This is a genomic window from Roseibium limicola, from assembly GCF_017313085.1.
GTDB classification, from domain to species: Bacteria; Pseudomonadota; Alphaproteobacteria; order Rhizobiales; family Stappiaceae; genus Roseibium; species Roseibium limicola.
Map to the genome: position 1 here is coordinate 307,092 of NZ_JAFLNF010000001.1, position 17,166 is coordinate 324,257.

The following is a 17,166-nucleotide window of genomic DNA, read 5'->3' on the forward strand; positions in this document are numbered from 1 at the left end:
GGCAACGCGCCCCCGGCGGTGAGGTTTACTGGGCCGCTGCGTCAAGCGGCGCGAGGTACCAGAAATCTTCGATATTCAAGGAAGCGGGATCGCCCTCCAGCTGTCCGGCTTGTGAATACCATTCCATGTCAGCCTGAGCTGCCTTGCGCCCACCACCATTGGGGTCATAGAGACCACCAGCGACAGCATCGGCATAGAAGGCATCCAGATCTCCGAGGATTTCAGGCGGTAGCTGGCCAATCGGCCCTTCAGGGTCGACCTCCTTGGCAATGATCGTCGGATCCTCGCTCATGTCCCGCCAGACGCTGGACAGCGCATCTACGAAGATCTGAACTTCCTTCTCGTTCTCCTGGATCCAGTTGAGATTGGCGAACAGCGCCTCGTCGCTCGCATCGACTTCGAACATCGGCAGAACATTGAAACGGTCGCCCGCCTGCTTCATCAGCTTGTTCTTGTTCGACAGATCGACAATCGTGGCGTCCGTCTGGCCAGCCATCAGGGCAACGATCCGGTTCGACGATCCCGGCACATAAGAGCGGTCGCCGAAAGTGATGCCGACCTTGTCCTCGATGACGTTGGCAATGGAATCCGTTCCGCCGCCACGTGAGTGCAGCATGATCGGTTCTCCATTCAGGTCCTCAAGTGCCTCGTACTTCTTGGAAGTGACCGGAAAGAACTTCAATTTGGAAAGCTGGAAGATGATGCGCAGCGGTGCCTTGGAGCGCTGCATGGCCGCATAGGGCGTGCCGAAACCGATATCCATCTGACCGCTTAACACGGCCTGGATTGCCAGTTCTTCATCGGAAAAGGCTGTCCATTCGTAGTCCAGACCCTGCTCCTTGGCTCGGTCCAGAGCTACGAAGAAGGCCGCCATTTCAGCAGATGGCGTTTCAGCAAGTGCAATATTAATCTTCGCGGCCTGCGAGGCCGTCCCCAGGCCGCAGGCAAGCGTAAGGGTTCCCAGCGCAAGGCCGAGTCGTTTAAGCAAGCTCGTCATAGTTTCCTCCCATGTTGCGGGTGCAGCCACCCGCGGGCTTTCAGAAAGGCCTCGGCTTTTCGCTCTTTCGGCTCTTTCCAAAACTGGTCGGGAAGTCAGTCCTCCCCGAAAAGCCGCGCAGACACCGAGCCGATGTGGCGGCGCATGGCGTCATAGGCAGCTTTTGAATTGTGAGCCTCAATCGCCTCTGCAATTGCGATATGTTCGGCAAAACTCGTGTGATCACGCGCAGGACGGACCGAAGACCTAACGACATTCGAAATGGCGACGGCCCGACGTACCCGGTTCAGTTGATCAAACAAGGACAGCAGCAGAATATTATCGGCGGCTTCGGCAATGGCCCTGTGAAACAGATCATCCTGAGTTTCATAGTCCTCCCAGGTTTCCGCTGCTTCAGAGCGCTCCATCGCCGTGCGAATACGAATGATTGCTTCGCGAGACGCGTTGAAGGCCGCCTCGCCCGCAAGAGCCGGCTCAATCGAAAGTCGTGCGCGGATCATCTTGACCGGCGACACCTGCTGCGCGAGACCGGAAAAGCTGTCAGGCCCTTCCGCACCAGCCTGAGAAGCGACAAACGTCCCCTTTCCTACATGGCGCCAGATCGCCCCTTCCCGCTCCAGACTATCGAGTGCCTTTCGCAGGGTTGTCCGCGTCATGCCAAGGTCGACAATCAGCTCCCGTTCCGCAGGCAAGCGATCGCCCGGCTTGAAGCTTCTTTCGACAATAAAGTCCCTGAGCGCGGTGATCGCTTCTTCTCGATCTGACTGTTCCGGTCGGGTTAGCACAAGCAATTTCCTCTATTGGTTGACCAATGTTAGGCATATGAGTCGATCAATTGCAAATAATAATCAGAAAATGGCAAAATCTGCTCATTTTAAAAAATTGGTTGCGATTGGTTTATAACTGACTAGAGTGCAAGAGCACCTGACAACTCGTATAAAAGGACAGGGGGAGACGTCTGTAATGAACGTAATTGAAAGCCCAAAGATTCCAGAATTGAATGTGATCGACGAGGGCGGCACCTTCCCGGTCCGTCGTGTCTATTGCATCGGTCGGAACTATGCCGCGCATGCAATTGAAATGGGTCATGACCCGGATCGTGACCCGCCGTTTTTCTTCCAGAAGAACCCTGACAACCTGGATCAGTCCGGTGAGTTTCCCTATCCGGAAAAATCCGAGGACGTTCATCACGAAGTTGAATTGCTGGTCGCCTTGAAATCCGGCGGCACCAACATTCCGGTCGAGAGCGCCCTGGACCATGTCTATGGCTACGCCGCATGCCTCGACATGACCCGCCGCGACCTGCAGGGCATCGCCAAGAAGATGGGTCGTCCGTGGGAGATCGGCAAAGCCTTTGAACGCTCAGCGCCCACCGGCCCGCTTTTACCAGTCGACAAGATTGGCCATCCGGATCACGGTCGCATCGCGCTAAACGTCAACGGCGAGCTGCGTCAGGAAGGCGACATGAACCAGATGATCTGGAAGGTACAGGAGATGATCTCCTATCTCTCGGATTACTTCGAACTGGCCGCTGGCGACGTCATCCTCTCCGGCACGCCCTCCGGCGTAGGCCCGGTTTCCCGCGGCGACAAGATGGAAGTTCAGATTGACGGTTTCCCGCCACTTGTCGTCAATGTCACCTGAGTGGCCGACGATCTGAAACCAAAGGGGCAGCGAAAACGCTGCCCTTTTTGTTACGATCCTGCGCGTCGGGCAATTGCCTTCAGATGAACGCCTTGGCGCCATCCCAGAACAGGCGCAAGCCGGCACTCGACCCTTGTGTCCAGACCACATTGCCACGCACCGGTCGCTCGAAACTGTCCACGTAGACGAGAACCTCCTCCGGCAGCGCCTCGAGCCCCTCCCCCTCAATACGGCAACCTGAGCGACTTGCATCCGTGATGACGCACTTCAGGCTCAATGTCCGCGACAGATCGCAAACTGTCGCGGTTGCCGTCACCGCATATCGCCGCTCAGCACGCTTTTCATGTTGAGGATGAACATCCTTGCGGAAGATAACGGTGATATACCCGTGCTTGCGCCCGGTCACCTTGCCCTTCTGAAACTCGTCCGCGCCCTCAAGCTTGACCGCAATATTCCGATTGAGAACACCGAGCCCAATTCCCGAGAGCCGGCATCCCCAGTCGGAGAAATTCTCCGCAGTCGTCTCGACACACTTCAGCGTGTCGAGGTCCATCGCAAGTACGGACAAAGCGCCTGCCTCAATCGGCTCTGCAATTTTCGCTTGCCTCATCGTCTCGCCATCGGTTCAGATAATCTCATCCCGCACCCTATACGGGAGAGGATGAAAATTACCTTACGTCGCATCCGCATTTTTACCGAGATCGAAGCCTGCAACGGACGACATTCGCTGACCACGCTCTAATCGGCAAGAGATGGAGCGGGAACGAAACGGCCATTAGAGAATTCACACAAGGGGCTAACTTCCTCAACACCAGACAACGGCGCTATGTTTCTCTGAAGCGCCGTGCCTTATCGCCTCGCAAACGCATTTCTTCCCCCTCAACTTCTTCCCATCCGGAGTTCGGCACACCGTGACATTCGACCAGATTGCTCTTTTCAGCCTCTTTGGCACGGTATTCGCTCTCCTTGTCTGGGGACGCATACGTTTCGACCTCGTTGCCTTTGCCGCTCTCATCGTGGCGGCATTGCTCGGCCTCGTTCCCGAGGAGGAGATGTTCTCCGGCTTTTCCAATCCGGCGGTCATCATCATTGCATTGGTGCTGATTGTCTCACGCGGCTTGATGAACTCCGGCGCAGTGGAATTTGCAGCTAAGTATCTGCTGGCCTTTTCCGGACGCCTGTCACTACATCTTGGCGCTCTTGGTCTCTTCGGCGCAGCACTTTCCGCCGTCATCAACAATGTCGCCGCATTAGCCCTCTTGCTCCCTCTGGATCTGGAGGCCTCAAAGAAGAACGGTCGTGCGCCGGGTGTCAGCCTGATGCCGCTGTCATTTGCAACGATTCTTGGCGGCATGATCACCATGATTGGTACGCCCCCCAACATCGTCATAGCCCAATATCGTCAGAGTTCGCTTGGTGAGTCGTTTTCGATGTTCGACTTTGCGCCAGTCGGCTTGATCGTTTGCGCGGCAGGCCTTCTCTATCTGACATTCATCGGCTGGCGCCTGTTGCCGAGCCGTTTGCACACAGCACCGGAAACCTTGGAAAAGTCAGACAGCCTCTATTTGGCCGAACTCAAGGTTGGCGAAGCTGCAAGTGAAGGCGACATCACGGTGCAGGATCTTTATCCTGCAGCCGACGAGAATGACCTCAATATCCTGGGTGTCATCCGGCATGGGCGCCGTCTGCGCGGCTTCGCCCGCCGCGAGGTCCTTCAGCCCGGAGATTATCTCGTGGTCGAAGGCAACCCGAAAGGCATCGAAGCTTTCATGGGCGCAGCAAAGCTTGATTTTGCCGGTTCTGAGCAGCACAAGGCGGGCTTGACAGGCAACAGCTTGTCCCTGCAGGAGGCCATTGTCCCCGACAGTGCCCGAATTGCGCACCAGAGCGCGCTCGACCTGTCCCTGCTCTACGGTCATGGCGTGACGCTCCTCGGTATCTCACGTCAGGGCCGCACGTTGCACAGCCGGGTGCGGCATATGCCCATCCTGCCCGGTGACGTACTTCTGCTTCTGGGGCCATCCGAACGGCTCGCTTCCGCCATCACATGGCTTGGCGTTCTGCCGCTCGAGGGCCGCACCACTGATGTTCTTCAACGTAACAAGGCCTTCCTGGCCATCGGCAGCTTCGCGGCGGCGATTGCAGCTTCGATAATGGGCTGGATGCACCTGGAGCTCGCGCTGGCCATCTGTGTCGGCGTCTTCGCCCTGTCGAAGCTGGTAAGCGGTCGTGAGGTCTATGAAGCGGTCGAGTGGAAGGTGATCGTCTTGCTTGGCTCTCTCATTCCTCTGGGGCTCGCCTTTGAGCAGTCAGGCAGCGCCCAGCTTGTGGCCAACTCCATTGTGCAGGCAACCGATGGCATGCCCAGCTGGGTCGCGCTTGCAGCTCTCATGGTCGTGACGATGACCCTCTCGGACTTCCTTAACAACGTCGCAACATGTCTTATCGCGGCACCAATCGCCGTGCAGGTCGCTACCGCATTGAATGTGAACCCCGACGCCTTCCTGATGGGTGTCGCCGTTGCCGCCTCCTGCGCCTTCCTCACGCCAATCGGCCACAAGAACAACACCATCATCATGGGGCCGGGAGGCTATCGATTCGGCGACTACTGGCGAATGGGGCTGCCACTGGAACTTTTGGTTCTGACCCTTTCCATTCCAGCCATCCTTGTCGTCTGGCCGCTTTGAGCACGGTCCACAGGGCTAAACACTTTCGCGTCCGAACGAGGCAACGCAGGTAGATATCTCCGCAGAATTACGCATGATGTACGCTCATCAAGGAGGAAACCGATTCATGTCAGGCCAAATCCGGCAGTCACCCAAACGCATTCTTTTTACTGGCGGTAGCGGCAAGGCCGGTCGTCATGTGGTGCCCTATCTGCTGGAGCAGGGCCACCGGGTCGTCAATGTCGACCTGACGCCTCTCGATCATCCTGGCGTCGACAATCTGACTGCCGACATCACTCAGTCGGGCGAGATGTTCAACGTGATGACCAGCTACGCCAATTTTGACGAATTGGAGCCGGGAACAGGCGTGCCGACGTTTGACGCTGTGGTGCATTTCGCAGCCGTGCCACGCATCCTCATCAATCCGGATAACAAGACCTTCCAGGTCAACACAGTCGGCACTTACAACGTCATAGAAGCCGCCGTGAAGCTCGGCATCAAGAAGATCATCATCGCGTCTTCCGAAACCACCTATGGCGTCTGCTTCTCAGATGGAACGACAGACCCGAAAGTCCTGCCGGTCGAGGAGGATTACGATGTCGATCCGATGGACAGCTACGGGCTTTCCAAAGTGTGCAACGAGGTCACCGCCCGCGCCTTCCAGAGGCGCTCCGGCTTTGACATCTACGCTCTCAGGATTGGCAACGTGATAGAGCCGCACGAATACGACATGTTCCCGAGCTTCTTCGAAAATCCGGAAGTCCGTCGCCGTAACATCTTCTGCTACATTGATGCCCGTGACCTCGGCCAAATCGTCGATCTATGCCTGGAGAAGGACGGTCTCGGTTTCCAGATCTTCAACGCTGGCAATGACACCAACTCAGTCAACATTCCCAACACGGAAATCCTCAAGCGCTTTTTCCCCGATGTGCCGCTGTCGCGCGAGTTGGGCGAACACGAGGCGCTGTTTTCAAACAAGAAGATCAAGGACGTCCTTGGTTTTGAGGAAGAACACGACTGGCGCAAATACGTGAAGGGCTGAACGGGCACCAAACAGACCAACGCGTACTCGGGAGGAGAAAACGCAATGACCAAACCTGTGATCGGCTTCATCGGCGTCGGACTGATGGGCCACGGCATGGCCAAGAACATCGTAGAGAAGGGCTATCCGCTCATTGTCATGGGGCACCGCAACCGCAAGCCCGTCGAGAACCTGATCTCCCTTGGAGCGAAGGAAGCCGCGTCGGCCAGAGAGTTGGCACAGGCCTGCGATATCCTGCATATTTGCGTAACGGGAACGCCTCAGGTTGAGGCTCTTGTGCGTGGCCCGGAAGGCATTCTCGCCTCGGGAAAGGCCGGACTGACAGTGATCGACTGCTCTACATCGGATCCCGTTTCCACGCTTCAACTGGCACAGGAGTTTTCGCAAGCAGGCATGCACTTTGCGGATGCGCCCCTATCCCGCACCCCGAAGGAAGCTGAACTCGGCACCCTCGACACAATGGTCGGGGCGGACGAAGAGACCTTTGCCCGGATCAAGCCTGTTCTGGAATGCTGGGCCGGGGTAATCAATCACCTGGGAGAAGTCGGCCTGGGCCACAAGATGAAGCTGATCAACAACTTCATCGCCATGGGTTATGCCTCGCTCTATTCCGAAGCCTTGGCCATTGCCCGCAAATCCGGCTTGAGCCCGGAGCAGGTGAACGCCGTGATTGCCCCAAGCCGGATGGCCAATGGCTTCTACGAAACTTTCATGAAGTGGACCCTGGAGCAGGATGAGAACGCACATAAGTTCTCGATCAGCAATGCCCACAAGGACATGCGCTATCTGTCAAGCATGGCCAATGCAGCCGGTGCTCTGAACCCCATGCAGGCGGTCATCAAGAACAACTTCGCCGCAATGGAAGCCATCGGCGAAGGCGATCGCTACGTCCCGATGCTGGCGGATTTCGTTGCCGCCCAAAGCGGTCTCACCCTATCTGCTGACAAGAACGACTAGGCGTCTTTTCTGACGGTGAGCAGACAACAAAAAAGGCCGGATTTCCGGCCTTTTTTTACGTTTCCAAGCTGTGCCCACCCGAACCGATCAAAGCTCGCGAGCGAACAGGATCTCGTCATGCAGCGGAATGCCATACTCTCCGCGTGTCGGGATCTCCGGCTTTAATTCACGCTCTTCGTCAATCACGCCCTGCGCGATCTTTTCAAAGCGGAAACCGCGACGCTGATAGAAGCGGAAAGCATCGAGGTTGTCATTGGAAAGACGCACCGTCAGCCGGGTAATACCGGCCTCGCGGGCATCGGCCACAAGCGCCTCCAGAAGCTCGGTGCCCGTGCCCGCCCAACGGCTGACGGAATCGAGCGTCAGGATTTCCCATTCCCCGTCCCTCTTGACCACTGTGACAAGACCCGCGATCTCGTCCTTGTTCAGGCCGATAAAGCCAGGCAACTGGGAAGCATCGACAGTTTCTCCTCCCAGAAGAATTTCGGGACCCGCCCACCGTTCCGTCAGGAACGAGTACATCAGGGAACGGTCTTCCGACGTCAGCGCTCTGATCAGAATGCTCATGAGATCTTCAAATTCCTCCACTGGGCTCGCCGGACATACCAAGGAACTGCCGATGCAAGCGCGTCAGCATACCGCGCTGTCCTTGTTCGGCAAGTTGTCAGATAGGTCAGCCCTAACCGTCCCTGACCAGACACGTGCCTAATCGAATTAGTGCCCGTCAAAGGCGACGAGTGTGCGAACCGGCACGTTGAGAGCTTCCAGCTTGGAGCGCCCACCGAGCTCCGGAAGATCGACTATGAAACACGCGGCAACAATGTCCGCTCCCATAGACTGCAACAGCTTGCAAGCGGCCTCGGCCGTGCCACCGGTCGCAATCAGGTCATCCACCACGATTACCTTGTCCCCCGGCTTGATCGCATCCTTGTGCATTTCCATCTCGTCGATCCCGTATTCCAGGGAATAGGCAATTCGGACCGTTTCATACGGCAACTTGCCCTTCTTTCGGATCGGCACGAAACCGCCGGAGAGCTGGTGTGCGACAGCGCCGCCCAGAATGAACCCACGGGCCTCGATGCCGGCAATCTGATCCACCTTGGAGCCTGCCCACGGCTGCACCAAAGCATCAACCGCACGGCGGAATGCCCGAGCATCGCCTAGCAGAGTAGAGATGTCGCGGAAAAGAATCCCTTCCTTCGGATAGTCCGGGATGGTGCGGATGGCGTCCTTGAGTTCGTCCTGGATGCTTTTGTCACTCATGGCTTCGCTCTCTATCGTTGGCGCGAAATGGCCTGAAACGACCATAACGCGCAATTTTCTCATGGCATCTGCTTTAGCGGCTTAGGCCATGGGCTGCAATCACATCGGACAGTTGGCAAGCGGCCGCCACATTCGTTCAGAGAGCAACCCGGGCCTGGCGGCTAGGGTCACATGCCCGCAGAACGCAAAAAGGCCGCCGGATTTCGGCGGCCTCTTCACATTTCACCCCGATCCGGAGATCGGCTTAATGTTCCACGTTCTTCCAGAGCTTCTTCTTTGTGAAATACAGAAGACCTGCAAAGAAGATCAGGAAGACCATCACGCGGAAGCCAATCTTTTTACGGGCTTCCATGTGCGGCTCTGCAGCCCACATCATGAACGCAGAAACATCCTTGGAATATTGCTCAAGGGTCTCTGGCGTACCGTCTTCATACTCCACCAGCTCGTCAGAGAGCGGCGGAGCCATGCCGATGGCGTTTCCGCTGAGATAATGCGGGTTGTAGTACTTGCCAGCCGGCACTTCCACGCCTTCCGGCGCTTCTTCGTACCCGGTCAGAAGACCGTAGATATAGTCCGGGCCGAGTTCCTGGTACTGCGTGAAGGCGTCGAAAACGAACCATGGAAAACCACGGTGTGCCGCACGGGCCTTCGCCAGCAACGAGAAATCAGGCGGATAGGCACCACCGTTGGATGCACGCGCAGCATTCTCGTTCGGGAACGGTGACGGGAATGCATCCGAGGAGACAGCCGGACGTTCGAACATGTCACCGGCATCATCCGGGCCATCTTCAACCGTGTACTCGGCGGCAATCGCCTTCACCTGGTCTTCGGAGTAGCCGAGGCCACCCTCTTCAGCCAGGTTGCGGAATTTCACCAGACGCAGCGAATGACAGGAAGAACAGACTTCACGATAAATCTTGAAGCCGCGTTGCAACTGCGCACGGTCGAAGGTGCCAAAGGGTCCAGCGAAGCTCCAGGACTGGCGCTCCACATGCGGGCCTTCGCCAGCGGCGAAGGCCGGGGCAGCAACAGCCAAGGCTGCTGCTGCTGTAAGAACCCGAACCATTTTGATCATGGTGCTCATCTTTTCAATAACTCCTGATCCAGCTCGAGGTCACTTGATTTCCGGGGCGGCAACCGCTCCGGCTGGCTTGCCCGATCCGCCTTTCAAGACAGCTTCGGATATCGAAGCCGGTAGCGGCAGCGGTTTTTCCAGAAGTCCAAGCAAGGGCAGGATGATCAGGAAGTGCGCAAAGTAGTAGGCGGTGAAGATACGCGACAGGATCACGTAGATGCCTTCCGCCGGCATTGCGCCCAGGTATCCGAGAGCAACAGCGCAAATGGCGAAGAGCCAGAAGAACTGCTTGAACAACGGACGGTAAGAACCCGAACGAACCTTTGAAGTGTCCAGCCAAGGCAGAATGAACAGCACCGCAATGGCACCGAACATGGCCAGAACGCCACCCAGCTTGTCCGGGATTGCGCGCAGGATCGCGTAGAACGGCAGGAAGTACCATTCAGGCACGATGTGCGCCGGCGTGACCATCGGGTTTGCCTCGATGTAGTTATCCGGATGGCCCATGTAGTTCGGCGCGTAGAAAGCGAACCAGGAGAACAGGATCATGAACACGATAATCGCGAACAGGTCCTTGATCGTATAATATGGGTGGAACGGAACCGTATCCTGCTTGGACTTCGGCTGCACACCGGTCGGGTTGTTATTACCCGTGGTGTGGAATGCCCACACATGCAGGATAACAATGCCGACGAGCATGAACGGCAGCAGATAATGCAGCGAGAAGAACCGGTTCAGCGTCGGATTGTCGACCGCAAAACCACCCCACAACCAGGTGCGGATAGCTTCGCCCACCAGCGGAATGGCGGAGAACAGGTTGGTGATCACGGTGGCGCCCCAGAAGGACATCTGACCCCAAGGCAGAACGTAGCCCATGAAGGCAGTTCCCATCATGATCAGGAAGATGATCACGCCGAGGATCCACGAGATTTCGCGCGGAGCCTTGTAGGAGCCATAGTACATCCCGCGGAAGATATGGATGTAGACGGCGATGAAGAACATCGACGCTCCGTTGGCATGCAGATAGCGCAACATCCAGCCGAAGTTCACATCACGCATGATGTGCTCAACGCTATCGAAAGCCGCTGCAGTGCTCGGCGTGTAGTGCATCACCAGCACCACCCCGGTTAGGATCTGCGCCACCAGCATGACAGCGAGAATGCCGCCGAAGGTCCACCAGTAGTTCAGGTTCTTCGGGGTCGGGAAATCCACGAAGGATCCGCGAATAAGGGAAATGACCGGCAGGCGGCTCTCAAGCCACTTGGCTCCAGCGCTCTGCGGTACGTAAGTTGAATGTCCAGCCATGGCTGTCTCCTCTCAGTCCTGCCGTCAGCCGATTTTGATCGTCGTGTCAGACACGAACTCAAACGGCGGGATGAGCAGATTCTCCGGTGCCGGACCCTTTCGGATACGGCCAGCAGTGTCATAGTGCGAGCCATGACATGGGCAAAACCAACCACCGAAGTCGCCACTTTCGCCAAGCGGCACACAACCAAGGTGGGTACAGATGCCAACCATCACCAGCCAAGGCTCTTTGCCTTCGGCAGATCGGTTCACGTCGGTCGCTTCTGCGCCTTCTGGAAGATTGGAATTTCGTGCCTCGGGATCGGGAAGATCTCCGATAGGCACACTGTTTGCCGACTCGATTTCATCCGCATTACGATAGCGGATGAAAACCGGCTTACCGCGCCACTGCACGGTAATCGACTGTCCCTCTTCGACAGCAGCCACATCGACCTCGATGGACGCCAAAGCCAAAGCAGAGGCATCCGGGTTCATCTGATCAATAAAGGGCCATGCCAGCGCGCCTGCGCCCACGACGCCGGCGGCGCCGGTCGCTATATAGAGGAATTCGCGGCGAGTGGGTTCCGCCGTATCCGTATGTGCCAAGGTCGCGTCCTCTCGAAACCTGTTAACCCGTACCGAAAGCCCGCCATCGCTCGGCGGACCATTCCAGCTTCGCCGGAATGATCGTGCAGAACCATGCAGGTCTCAACGGTCACCAGGTGCGGCATCTTCCCGCACCGGCTTGAAAGCAGCTCGTTTTTCCTCTCACCTGCCTACGCTCGTCTACAAAGCCAGACGGGCACGACTCCTCAGTCGTGTGAAAAAGACAGCCACTCGTCTTGTTTCTGCCCTTTTTTCCCCTCGGAACGCAAGTCAGCAATTTCGCGAAAGTTTGATTTGCCCCAGCTGGTGGCAGCGGCGCGACACTTTTTACTGGCCGCGCCGCTCGACTCTTGCGCCTTTAGGGGTGTTTTAGCGATGAATCGAGGAATCCACCTGACTGATGACTCCACAGCTGTGCGTAAAGTTCGCCACGGCCCAGAAGCTCCTCGTGACTGCCTTCCTCAATGATTCGCCCCTTATCGAGAACGATCAACCGATCCATCGCCGAGATGGTCGACAACCGATGCGCAATGGCGATGACCGTTTTGCCCTTCATCAACTCGAACAGACTTTCCTGAATGGCCGATTCCACCTCCGAGTCCAGTGCCGAGGTAGCCTCGTCCAGCACGAGAATTGGCGCATCCTTCAAAAGCACTCGGGCAATGGCGATACGCTGACGCTGACCGCCGGAAAGCTTGACACCTCTTTCACCAACATGCGCCTCCAGCCCGATGCGCCCGACCTGATCGCTCAGGCCTTCGACAAAGTCCCAGGCATGCGCCCGCTTGAGGGCCACAACCACCTCTTCGCGTGTGGCATCGGGCTTGCCATAGGCCACGTTTTCGAAAATAGAGCGATGCAGCAACGACGTGTCCTGGGTGACCACACCAACATTCTGGCGAATCAAGTCCTGTTTGACCTGCGAAATCACCTGACCGTCGATCGTAATCTGCCCCCCTTCCAGATCATAAAAACGCAAAAGCAGGTTGACCAAGGTCGACTTGCCCGCACCTGAGCGCCCGATCAGGCCAATCTTTTCCCCCGGACGGATCTTCAGGCTGAGATTATCGATCACCCCACTGCTCTTGCCATAGTGGAAACGAATGCCCTCAAAGGCGACTTCCCCATTGGACACGATCAAGTCCTCTGCGGCCGGCTGGTCCTGCACTTCACGTTCCCGCGCAATCGTACCGATGCCGTCCTGGACAGTTCCGATATTCTCAAACAGTCCCGCCAGCTCCCACAAGATCCAGTGCGACATGCCCTGCAGACGCAGGACCAACGCAATCGCAATGGCAATCTGTCCGGTACCGACCGCATCCTGATGCCACAAGGCGATAGACAAGGCCCCTGTGCCGAACAGCAAGGCCATGTTGATTGCCACCAGAACGATATTCAGCTTGGTCACCAAACGCATTTGCCCAAAGACAGTCTGTAGAAAACGGTCCATGGACGACTTGGCATAATCCTCCTCGCGCGCGGTATGCGCGAAAAGCTTCACCGTGGTGATGTTCGTATAGGCATCCACCACATGCCCGGTCATCAAAGAACGGGCGTCCGCCTGATCCTTGGAGATCACACGCAACTTCGGAATGAAGTAGCGAAGGGTCACAAGATAGGCAGCAAACCACCCCATGAACGCAACCCCAAGCCACAAATCTGCCCGAGTCACGACGATCACCGCCGCAGTAAAGTAAACGCAGACATACACCAGGATATCGGCGAACTTGCTCACCACCTCTCGCACCGCGAGAGAGGTCTGCATCAGCTTGTTGGCAATCCGCCCGGCGAAATCATCCTGATAGAATGACACGCTCTGACGCAGGAGATACCGGTGCGCCCGATAGCGCACCGACATTGGAAAAGTTCCCATCAACCCCTGATGAAAGAGCAACTGCCAAAGCACTTCGACTGCCGGCCGCAAGATCAACAGCACAAGTGACATGCCAAGCAGCTGCGGCCAGTTCTCCTCCAGGAAGGTCGCTTTGTCCGCCCCCTCCAGCCAGGTCACCAGATCGCCGATGAACGTGAAGATATAGACCTCAAGCACGGCAATGATGGCGCCCAGGCAAGCAACGCCAGCAAGGATCGGCCAGACCGGTTTTGTGTAGTACCAGCAGAACGCCGCAAAGCCCGACGGCGGCACTTCAAGCGGTGTTTCCTCGAAGGGATCCATCAGCTTCTCGAAACGTTCAAACATGTCTCACCTTCTCCAGCGTCTCGTGATGCGATGGCTCGCCAAGCGCAAACCTGTCAGGACTGCGATTTCCATAGGTCCAATGATGCAGCACAACGTCCATATCGCGACCGGCCACCGCAGCAGCCGCCAGGAAACTGACCAGTGCAGCTCCAATAATCAAGCTGCCCATGAACAATGCTTCAAGGCTGGCGGCAAACTCTGTCGCAGACTGCTCGCGACCTTCAATGGTGAGAGTTTCAATCCGGGCAAACTCTGACACCAGCACGGGGATAAAGATCAGTATCCCCACCCCCAGGGCCGCAGCAATGGAACCCAGAACGGTGACACCCGCACGACGCAGACGTTGCGCCTTGGAATAAGTAACTTTATCGCGCCGAACTTTGCTCGGCGGAAATGGGATATCTGGCCGCTCGCTCAGGGCAAACGGATCAAAAGGATAGTGCGCCGACATGGCACTGCCTCCGTATAAGGCAAGAAATTTACGGCCTCGAGACGCCCGGGATTCAGACGCAGCTGTGGCAATGCGCGGACTGCCTACGAGCTTAACGAGTGCCTACGAAATAAGTGCAGATAGGAAAAGGACTCAGTCAGGACTGGCGAGAGAAGCCGGTCAGCACGCAATCTGGTGCGCGGAGAGAAGAGCCACGGTGATACATCGCGATTGTCGTATGCATTCAAACTCTCCTCTCAGGTTCTGGAGCGAGCGCTCCATGGTGACTGCCCAACCGCACACCAATCCGATGCGCGGACATCGCTGGAGATCAGCGAATAGAGGGATGCTACAGAATGCCGCAGCGCGCGCAAGATTTGATTTCCTGCAAAATGCCCCTCTCCCCGTCGCGTGACAATTCAGCCACACTCCTGAGGCCAGCACATCACAGCGGTAATCTGCGCGTATTGGTCCTATCTCATTGATCGCTCAGAGTTCTAATGGCTGGTCACAGCGCGGGTCACAATAGTCCCAAGACCTGCCGCCACACACGTCAGCATCGTTCCCCAGATTACATCCACCACCACAACGACCACAGGCCACCCGCGCAGGGTCGCGTAGTTCGTCATGTCATAGGTCGCATAGGCGAAGAAACCGAAGAGAGCACCATAGATCAGGGCAGTGCTGATCGTGCCACTGCGCAGTGCCGGGACAACTGCGAAGACCAGAATGCCAACGATATAGAGTGCGTAAAATCCGCCCGCTGCAACGAAGTTGGGCTTGTCCAGCATCAGATGGCCGATGTTGGAGGAATAGAAATTGGTGGCCACTTTTCCAAGCCATACAAAGTCAATTGCGAAAAAAATGACCGCGGTCACTATATAGGCGATGACATATTGCAGCATACTGGACCTCGGATCCGTCGACACCCAGATATGTCAGGCGTCATGGTGGCATTTACCACTCTACGGAATCGGCCCAAAGACAGATCACCGCATTTGGCAGTCGCCCATTCTAGCCGCCAGGACCACCGGTCATCTGATCAACCGCCAGAAACCCGCCCGACTGGCGCTGCCAAAGCCGTGCATAAAGGCTGCCCGCCTGCTGCAAGAGCTCATCATGAGTGCCAGTCTGAACAATACGCCCGTCCTCCATCACGACCAACCGGTCAAGGCGGGAAATGGTTGAAAGCCGATGGGCGATGGCAATGACCGTCTTGCCCTCCATCAGCTCAAGCAGGTTCTCCTGGATCACCGCCTCAACTTCCGAATCCAGAGCCGAAGTCGCCTCATCCAGCACAAGAACCGGCGCATTTTTCAAAAGCACCCGGGCAATGGCAATCCGCTGACGCTGCCCCCCAGAGAGTTTAACACCCCGCTCTCCAACCTTCGCCTCGAGCGCTTTGCGGCCCTGAACATCCTCCAGCCCCTCAATGAAGCGAAGTGCCTGGGTTCTCCGAGCCGCCTCTACGATTTCCTCCTCACTCGCTCCTGGACGGCCATATCCGATATTCTCGCGAATTGAGCGATGCATCAGTGAGGTATCTTGGGTGACCATGCCGATCTGGCGGCGCAGACTTTCCTGCGTCACTTCACGAATATCGACGCCATCGATTTTAATTCGGCCGTGCTCCACGTCGTAGAAACGCAGCAACAGATTGACCAGCGTCGACTTCCCGGCTCCCGACGGCCCGATCAGACCGATGCGTTCGCCCGGAGCAATCTCGAGACTTAGGTCATCGATCACGCCACCCTTCTTGCCATAGTGAAAGCCGACATTGCCGAAGGAGATCGCGCCCGTTGCCACCTTGAGCTCAGGCGCTCCCGGCTGGTCCTGAACCGCGATCGGCTTGATCACTGTCTCCATGCTGTCCTGAAACGTGCCTATATTGCGGAACAAACCATTCAGCTGTCCCAGCAAGCGGTTGAGCAACATTGCCAGCCGAAAGACGAGCCCGAGCGTGAAAGCCACATCGCCAGTCGTCAGGGCGCCTGCCTGCCAATAATACAGCGCGCTTCCACCGATCAGCACCATCATTGTGCCGCTGACAAAACTCATCAGACTGCGCACCGAGGTCAGGAGCCGGGTGAAAACACGTGTCTTGCCGATACTGTTCTCAAAGGCCGCCCGCGCCCCGCTGTCTTCGCCTCGACGCGACCCGAACAGCTTCACGGATTGAATATTTGTGTAGGTGTCGACGAGATGCCCGGAAACGCCTGAAGCCGCATTCGCCGTGGCTTTTGCCGCCAAACGTACTCGCGGTACAAAATACCAGGCAATCGCTGAAACCGTTACCAGCCAGGCAGCGACCAGAACCGCAATTCCGACATCCAATTGCCCCAACAGCACCAGGGCACTCAAGGCATAAATCAGGATGAACCAGACTGTCTGCAGCAGGTTGACCATGAATTCATTCGCCGCCATCCCGCTTTGGGTCACCTTTTGGGCCAGTCTCCCGGAAAAGTCATTCTGGAAATAGCTGATACTCTGGCGCATGACCTGTTGATGGGACTGCCAGCGCACCAGGTTTATGAAATGCGGCACGGCTGTCTGCTCTTCCACCAGGGCTGTCAGCGACGTTGCCAGAGTGCGCAACACAATGATGACAAAGGCCATCCCCGCCAACAGCCTCCAATGCGTGACAAAAAAGCCCTCGCGGTCCGCCGTTGCGATCAGATCGACGATCCATCCCAGGAACACGTAAAGCGAGGTTTCCACTGCAGCGGTCACACCACCCAGGACCAACATCAGAACAAAAGCCCAGCGCGCCTGAGTGATAAAATAATATAGCATCGAAAACACGCCGGCTCTAACCGGCTGGGTCTCTGGGCTCCGGAAAGGGTCCAGCCAGTTTTCGAACCAGCGAAACGGGAGAGGCAAACGCACGGGGGAAGGAACTCCTGACTACCAATCCGGCCTATATCACCAACCGGCAAACTTGCTGAGCTCTGCAGGCGCGATTTGCAGCGCGGCCTGGCAGTACCTTGCTTTCAAAGGCAGCT

16 protein-coding genes are annotated in these 17,166 nt (G+C 56.9%); 4 read left to right on the top strand and 12 right to left on the bottom strand.

Features of this window, described 5'->3' with window-relative positions:
* Positions 1-25: 25 nt before the first annotated feature.
* Positions 26-997: an ABC transporter substrate-binding protein gene (locus J0X15_RS01345; protein ID WP_206937598.1), complete on the bottom strand. Its 972-nt coding sequence runs from the start codon at positions 995-997 to the stop codon at positions 26-28.
* A gap of 95 nt (positions 998-1,092) precedes the next feature.
* Positions 1,093-1,782, bottom strand: a complete 690-nt coding sequence (locus J0X15_RS01350; RefSeq protein WP_206937600.1) for a FadR/GntR family transcriptional regulator — start codon at positions 1,780-1,782, stop codon at positions 1,093-1,095.
* A 178-nt stretch (positions 1,783-1,960) separates the two neighbouring features.
* Between J0X15_RS01350 and J0X15_RS01355 the strand changes: the two genes are divergently transcribed.
* A complete protein-coding gene (locus J0X15_RS01355) occupies positions 1,961-2,641 on the top strand; it encodes a fumarylacetoacetate hydrolase family protein (RefSeq protein WP_206937601.1) in 681 nt (226 codons plus the stop codon).
* A gap of 79 nt (positions 2,642-2,720) precedes the next feature.
* On the opposite strand, the gene J0X15_RS01360 is transcribed toward J0X15_RS01355, so the two are convergent.
* Entirely contained in the window at positions 2,721-3,251 is a 531-nt protein-coding gene (locus tag J0X15_RS01360; RefSeq protein WP_206937603.1) for a PilZ domain-containing protein, read from the bottom strand.
* Positions 3,252-3,552: 301 nt separating this feature from the next.
* Between J0X15_RS01360 and J0X15_RS01365 the strand changes: the two genes are divergently transcribed.
* The 3 genes from J0X15_RS01365 to J0X15_RS01375 all read left to right on the top strand — a co-directional run bounded on the left by J0X15_RS01365 (position 3,553) and on the right by J0X15_RS01375 (position 7,306).
* Positions 3,553-5,328 (top strand): SLC13 family permease, encoded by a 1,776-nt coding sequence (locus J0X15_RS01365; RefSeq protein ID WP_206937604.1) that lies wholly within the window; start codon positions 3,553-3,555, stop codon positions 5,326-5,328.
* Positions 5,329-5,434: 106 nt separating this feature from the next.
* Positions 5,435-6,349 (top strand): NAD-dependent epimerase/dehydratase family protein, encoded by a 915-nt coding sequence (locus J0X15_RS01370; RefSeq protein ID WP_206937608.1) that lies wholly within the window; start codon positions 5,435-5,437, stop codon positions 6,347-6,349.
* A gap of 45 nt (positions 6,350-6,394) precedes the next feature.
* A complete protein-coding gene (locus J0X15_RS01375) occupies positions 6,395-7,306 on the top strand; it encodes an NAD(P)-dependent oxidoreductase (protein WP_206937610.1) in 912 nt (303 codons plus the stop codon).
* An 87-nt stretch (positions 7,307-7,393) separates the two neighbouring features.
* Here J0X15_RS01375 and J0X15_RS01380 read toward each other — a convergent pair whose 3' ends face one another.
* From J0X15_RS01380 to J0X15_RS01420, 9 genes are all read right to left on the bottom strand, one after another.
* Complete coding sequence (locus J0X15_RS01380) at positions 7,394-7,873, bottom strand: GNAT family N-acetyltransferase (protein ID WP_206937612.1); 480 nt, start codon at positions 7,871-7,873, stop codon at positions 7,394-7,396.
* Between the two features lie 147 nt (positions 7,874-8,020).
* Entirely contained in the window at positions 8,021-8,569 is a 549-nt protein-coding gene (locus tag J0X15_RS01385) for an adenine phosphoribosyltransferase (protein WP_206937614.1), read from the bottom strand.
* Positions 8,570-8,813: 244 nt separating this feature from the next.
* Positions 8,814-9,653: a cytochrome c1 gene (locus J0X15_RS01390; RefSeq protein ID WP_206937615.1), complete on the bottom strand. Its 840-nt coding sequence runs from the start codon at positions 9,651-9,653 to the stop codon at positions 8,814-8,816.
* 30 nt (positions 9,654-9,683) lie between these two features.
* Positions 9,684-10,949, bottom strand: a complete 1,266-nt coding sequence (locus tag J0X15_RS01395; RefSeq protein ID WP_206937617.1) for a cytochrome b — start codon at positions 10,947-10,949, stop codon at positions 9,684-9,686.
* Positions 10,950-10,973: 24 nt separating this feature from the next.
* Positions 10,974-11,534, bottom strand: a complete 561-nt coding sequence (gene petA, locus J0X15_RS01400) for a ubiquinol-cytochrome c reductase iron-sulfur subunit (RefSeq protein WP_206937619.1) — start codon at positions 11,532-11,534, stop codon at positions 10,974-10,976.
* A 358-nt stretch (positions 11,535-11,892) separates the two neighbouring features.
* Positions 11,893-13,734, bottom strand: coding sequence for an ABC transporter ATP-binding protein (locus tag J0X15_RS01405; protein ID WP_206937620.1), 1,842 nt, complete (start codon positions 13,732-13,734; stop codon positions 11,893-11,895).
* Positions 13,727-14,185, bottom strand: coding sequence for a hypothetical protein (locus J0X15_RS01410; RefSeq protein ID WP_206937622.1), 459 nt, complete (start codon positions 14,183-14,185; stop codon positions 13,727-13,729). Before J0X15_RS01410 ends, J0X15_RS01405 begins: the two co-directional genes overlap by 8 nt.
* A 476-nt stretch (positions 14,186-14,661) precedes the next feature.
* On the bottom strand, positions 14,662-15,069 hold the full coding sequence (locus J0X15_RS01415; protein ID WP_206937623.1) for a DUF2177 family protein: 408 nt from the start codon (positions 15,067-15,069) through the stop codon (positions 14,662-14,664).
* Positions 15,070-15,178: 109 nt separating this feature from the next.
* The gene (locus J0X15_RS01420) at positions 15,179-16,957 is read right to left on the bottom strand and encodes an ABC transporter ATP-binding protein (protein ID WP_206937625.1); all 1,779 of its coding nucleotides are present in this window, start codon (positions 16,955-16,957) and stop codon (positions 15,179-15,181) included.
* Between the last annotated feature and the right edge of the window lie 209 nt (positions 16,958-17,166).

What these genes read in the sequence shown, in the direction of transcription:
- J0X15_RS01390 (WP_206937615.1), bottom strand. Translation starts at nt 9,653, where the DNA reads ATGAGCACCATGATCAAAATGGTTCGGGTTCTTACAGCAGCAGCAGCC.
- J0X15_RS01355 (WP_206937601.1), top strand. Translation starts at nt 1,961, where the DNA reads ATGAACGTAATTGAAAGCCCAAAGATTCCAGAATTGAATGTGATCGAC.
- J0X15_RS01360 (WP_206937603.1), bottom strand. Translation starts at nt 3,251, where the DNA reads ATGAGGCAAGCGAAAATTGCAGAGCCGATTGAGGCAGGCGCTTTGTCC.
- J0X15_RS01405 (WP_206937620.1), bottom strand. Translation starts at nt 13,734, where the DNA reads ATGTTTGAACGTTTCGAGAAGCTGATGGATCCCTTCGAGGAAACACCG.
- J0X15_RS01415 (WP_206937623.1), bottom strand. Translation starts at nt 15,069, where the DNA reads ATGCTGCAATATGTCATCGCCTATATAGTGACCGCGGTCATTTTTTTC.
- J0X15_RS01345 (WP_206937598.1), bottom strand. Translation starts at nt 997, where the DNA reads ATGACGAGCTTGCTTAAACGACTCGGCCTTGCGCTGGGAACCCTTACG.
- J0X15_RS01385 (WP_206937614.1), bottom strand. Translation starts at nt 8,569, where the DNA reads ATGAGTGACAAAAGCATCCAGGACGAACTCAAGGACGCCATCCGCACC.
- J0X15_RS01380 (WP_206937612.1), bottom strand. Translation starts at nt 7,873, where the DNA reads ATGAGCATTCTGATCAGAGCGCTGACGTCGGAAGACCGTTCCCTGATG.
- J0X15_RS01395 (WP_206937617.1), bottom strand. Translation starts at nt 10,949, where the DNA reads ATGGCTGGACATTCAACTTACGTACCGCAGAGCGCTGGAGCCAAGTGG.
- J0X15_RS01375 (WP_206937610.1), top strand. Translation starts at nt 6,395, where the DNA reads ATGACCAAACCTGTGATCGGCTTCATCGGCGTCGGACTGATGGGCCAC.
- J0X15_RS01410 (WP_206937622.1), bottom strand. Translation starts at nt 14,185, where the DNA reads ATGTCGGCGCACTATCCTTTTGATCCGTTTGCCCTGAGCGAGCGGCCA.
- J0X15_RS01370 (WP_206937608.1), top strand. Translation starts at nt 5,435, where the DNA reads ATGTCAGGCCAAATCCGGCAGTCACCCAAACGCATTCTTTTTACTGGC.
- J0X15_RS01420 (WP_206937625.1), bottom strand. Translation starts at nt 16,957, where the DNA reads ATGCTATATTATTTTATCACTCAGGCGCGCTGGGCTTTTGTTCTGATG.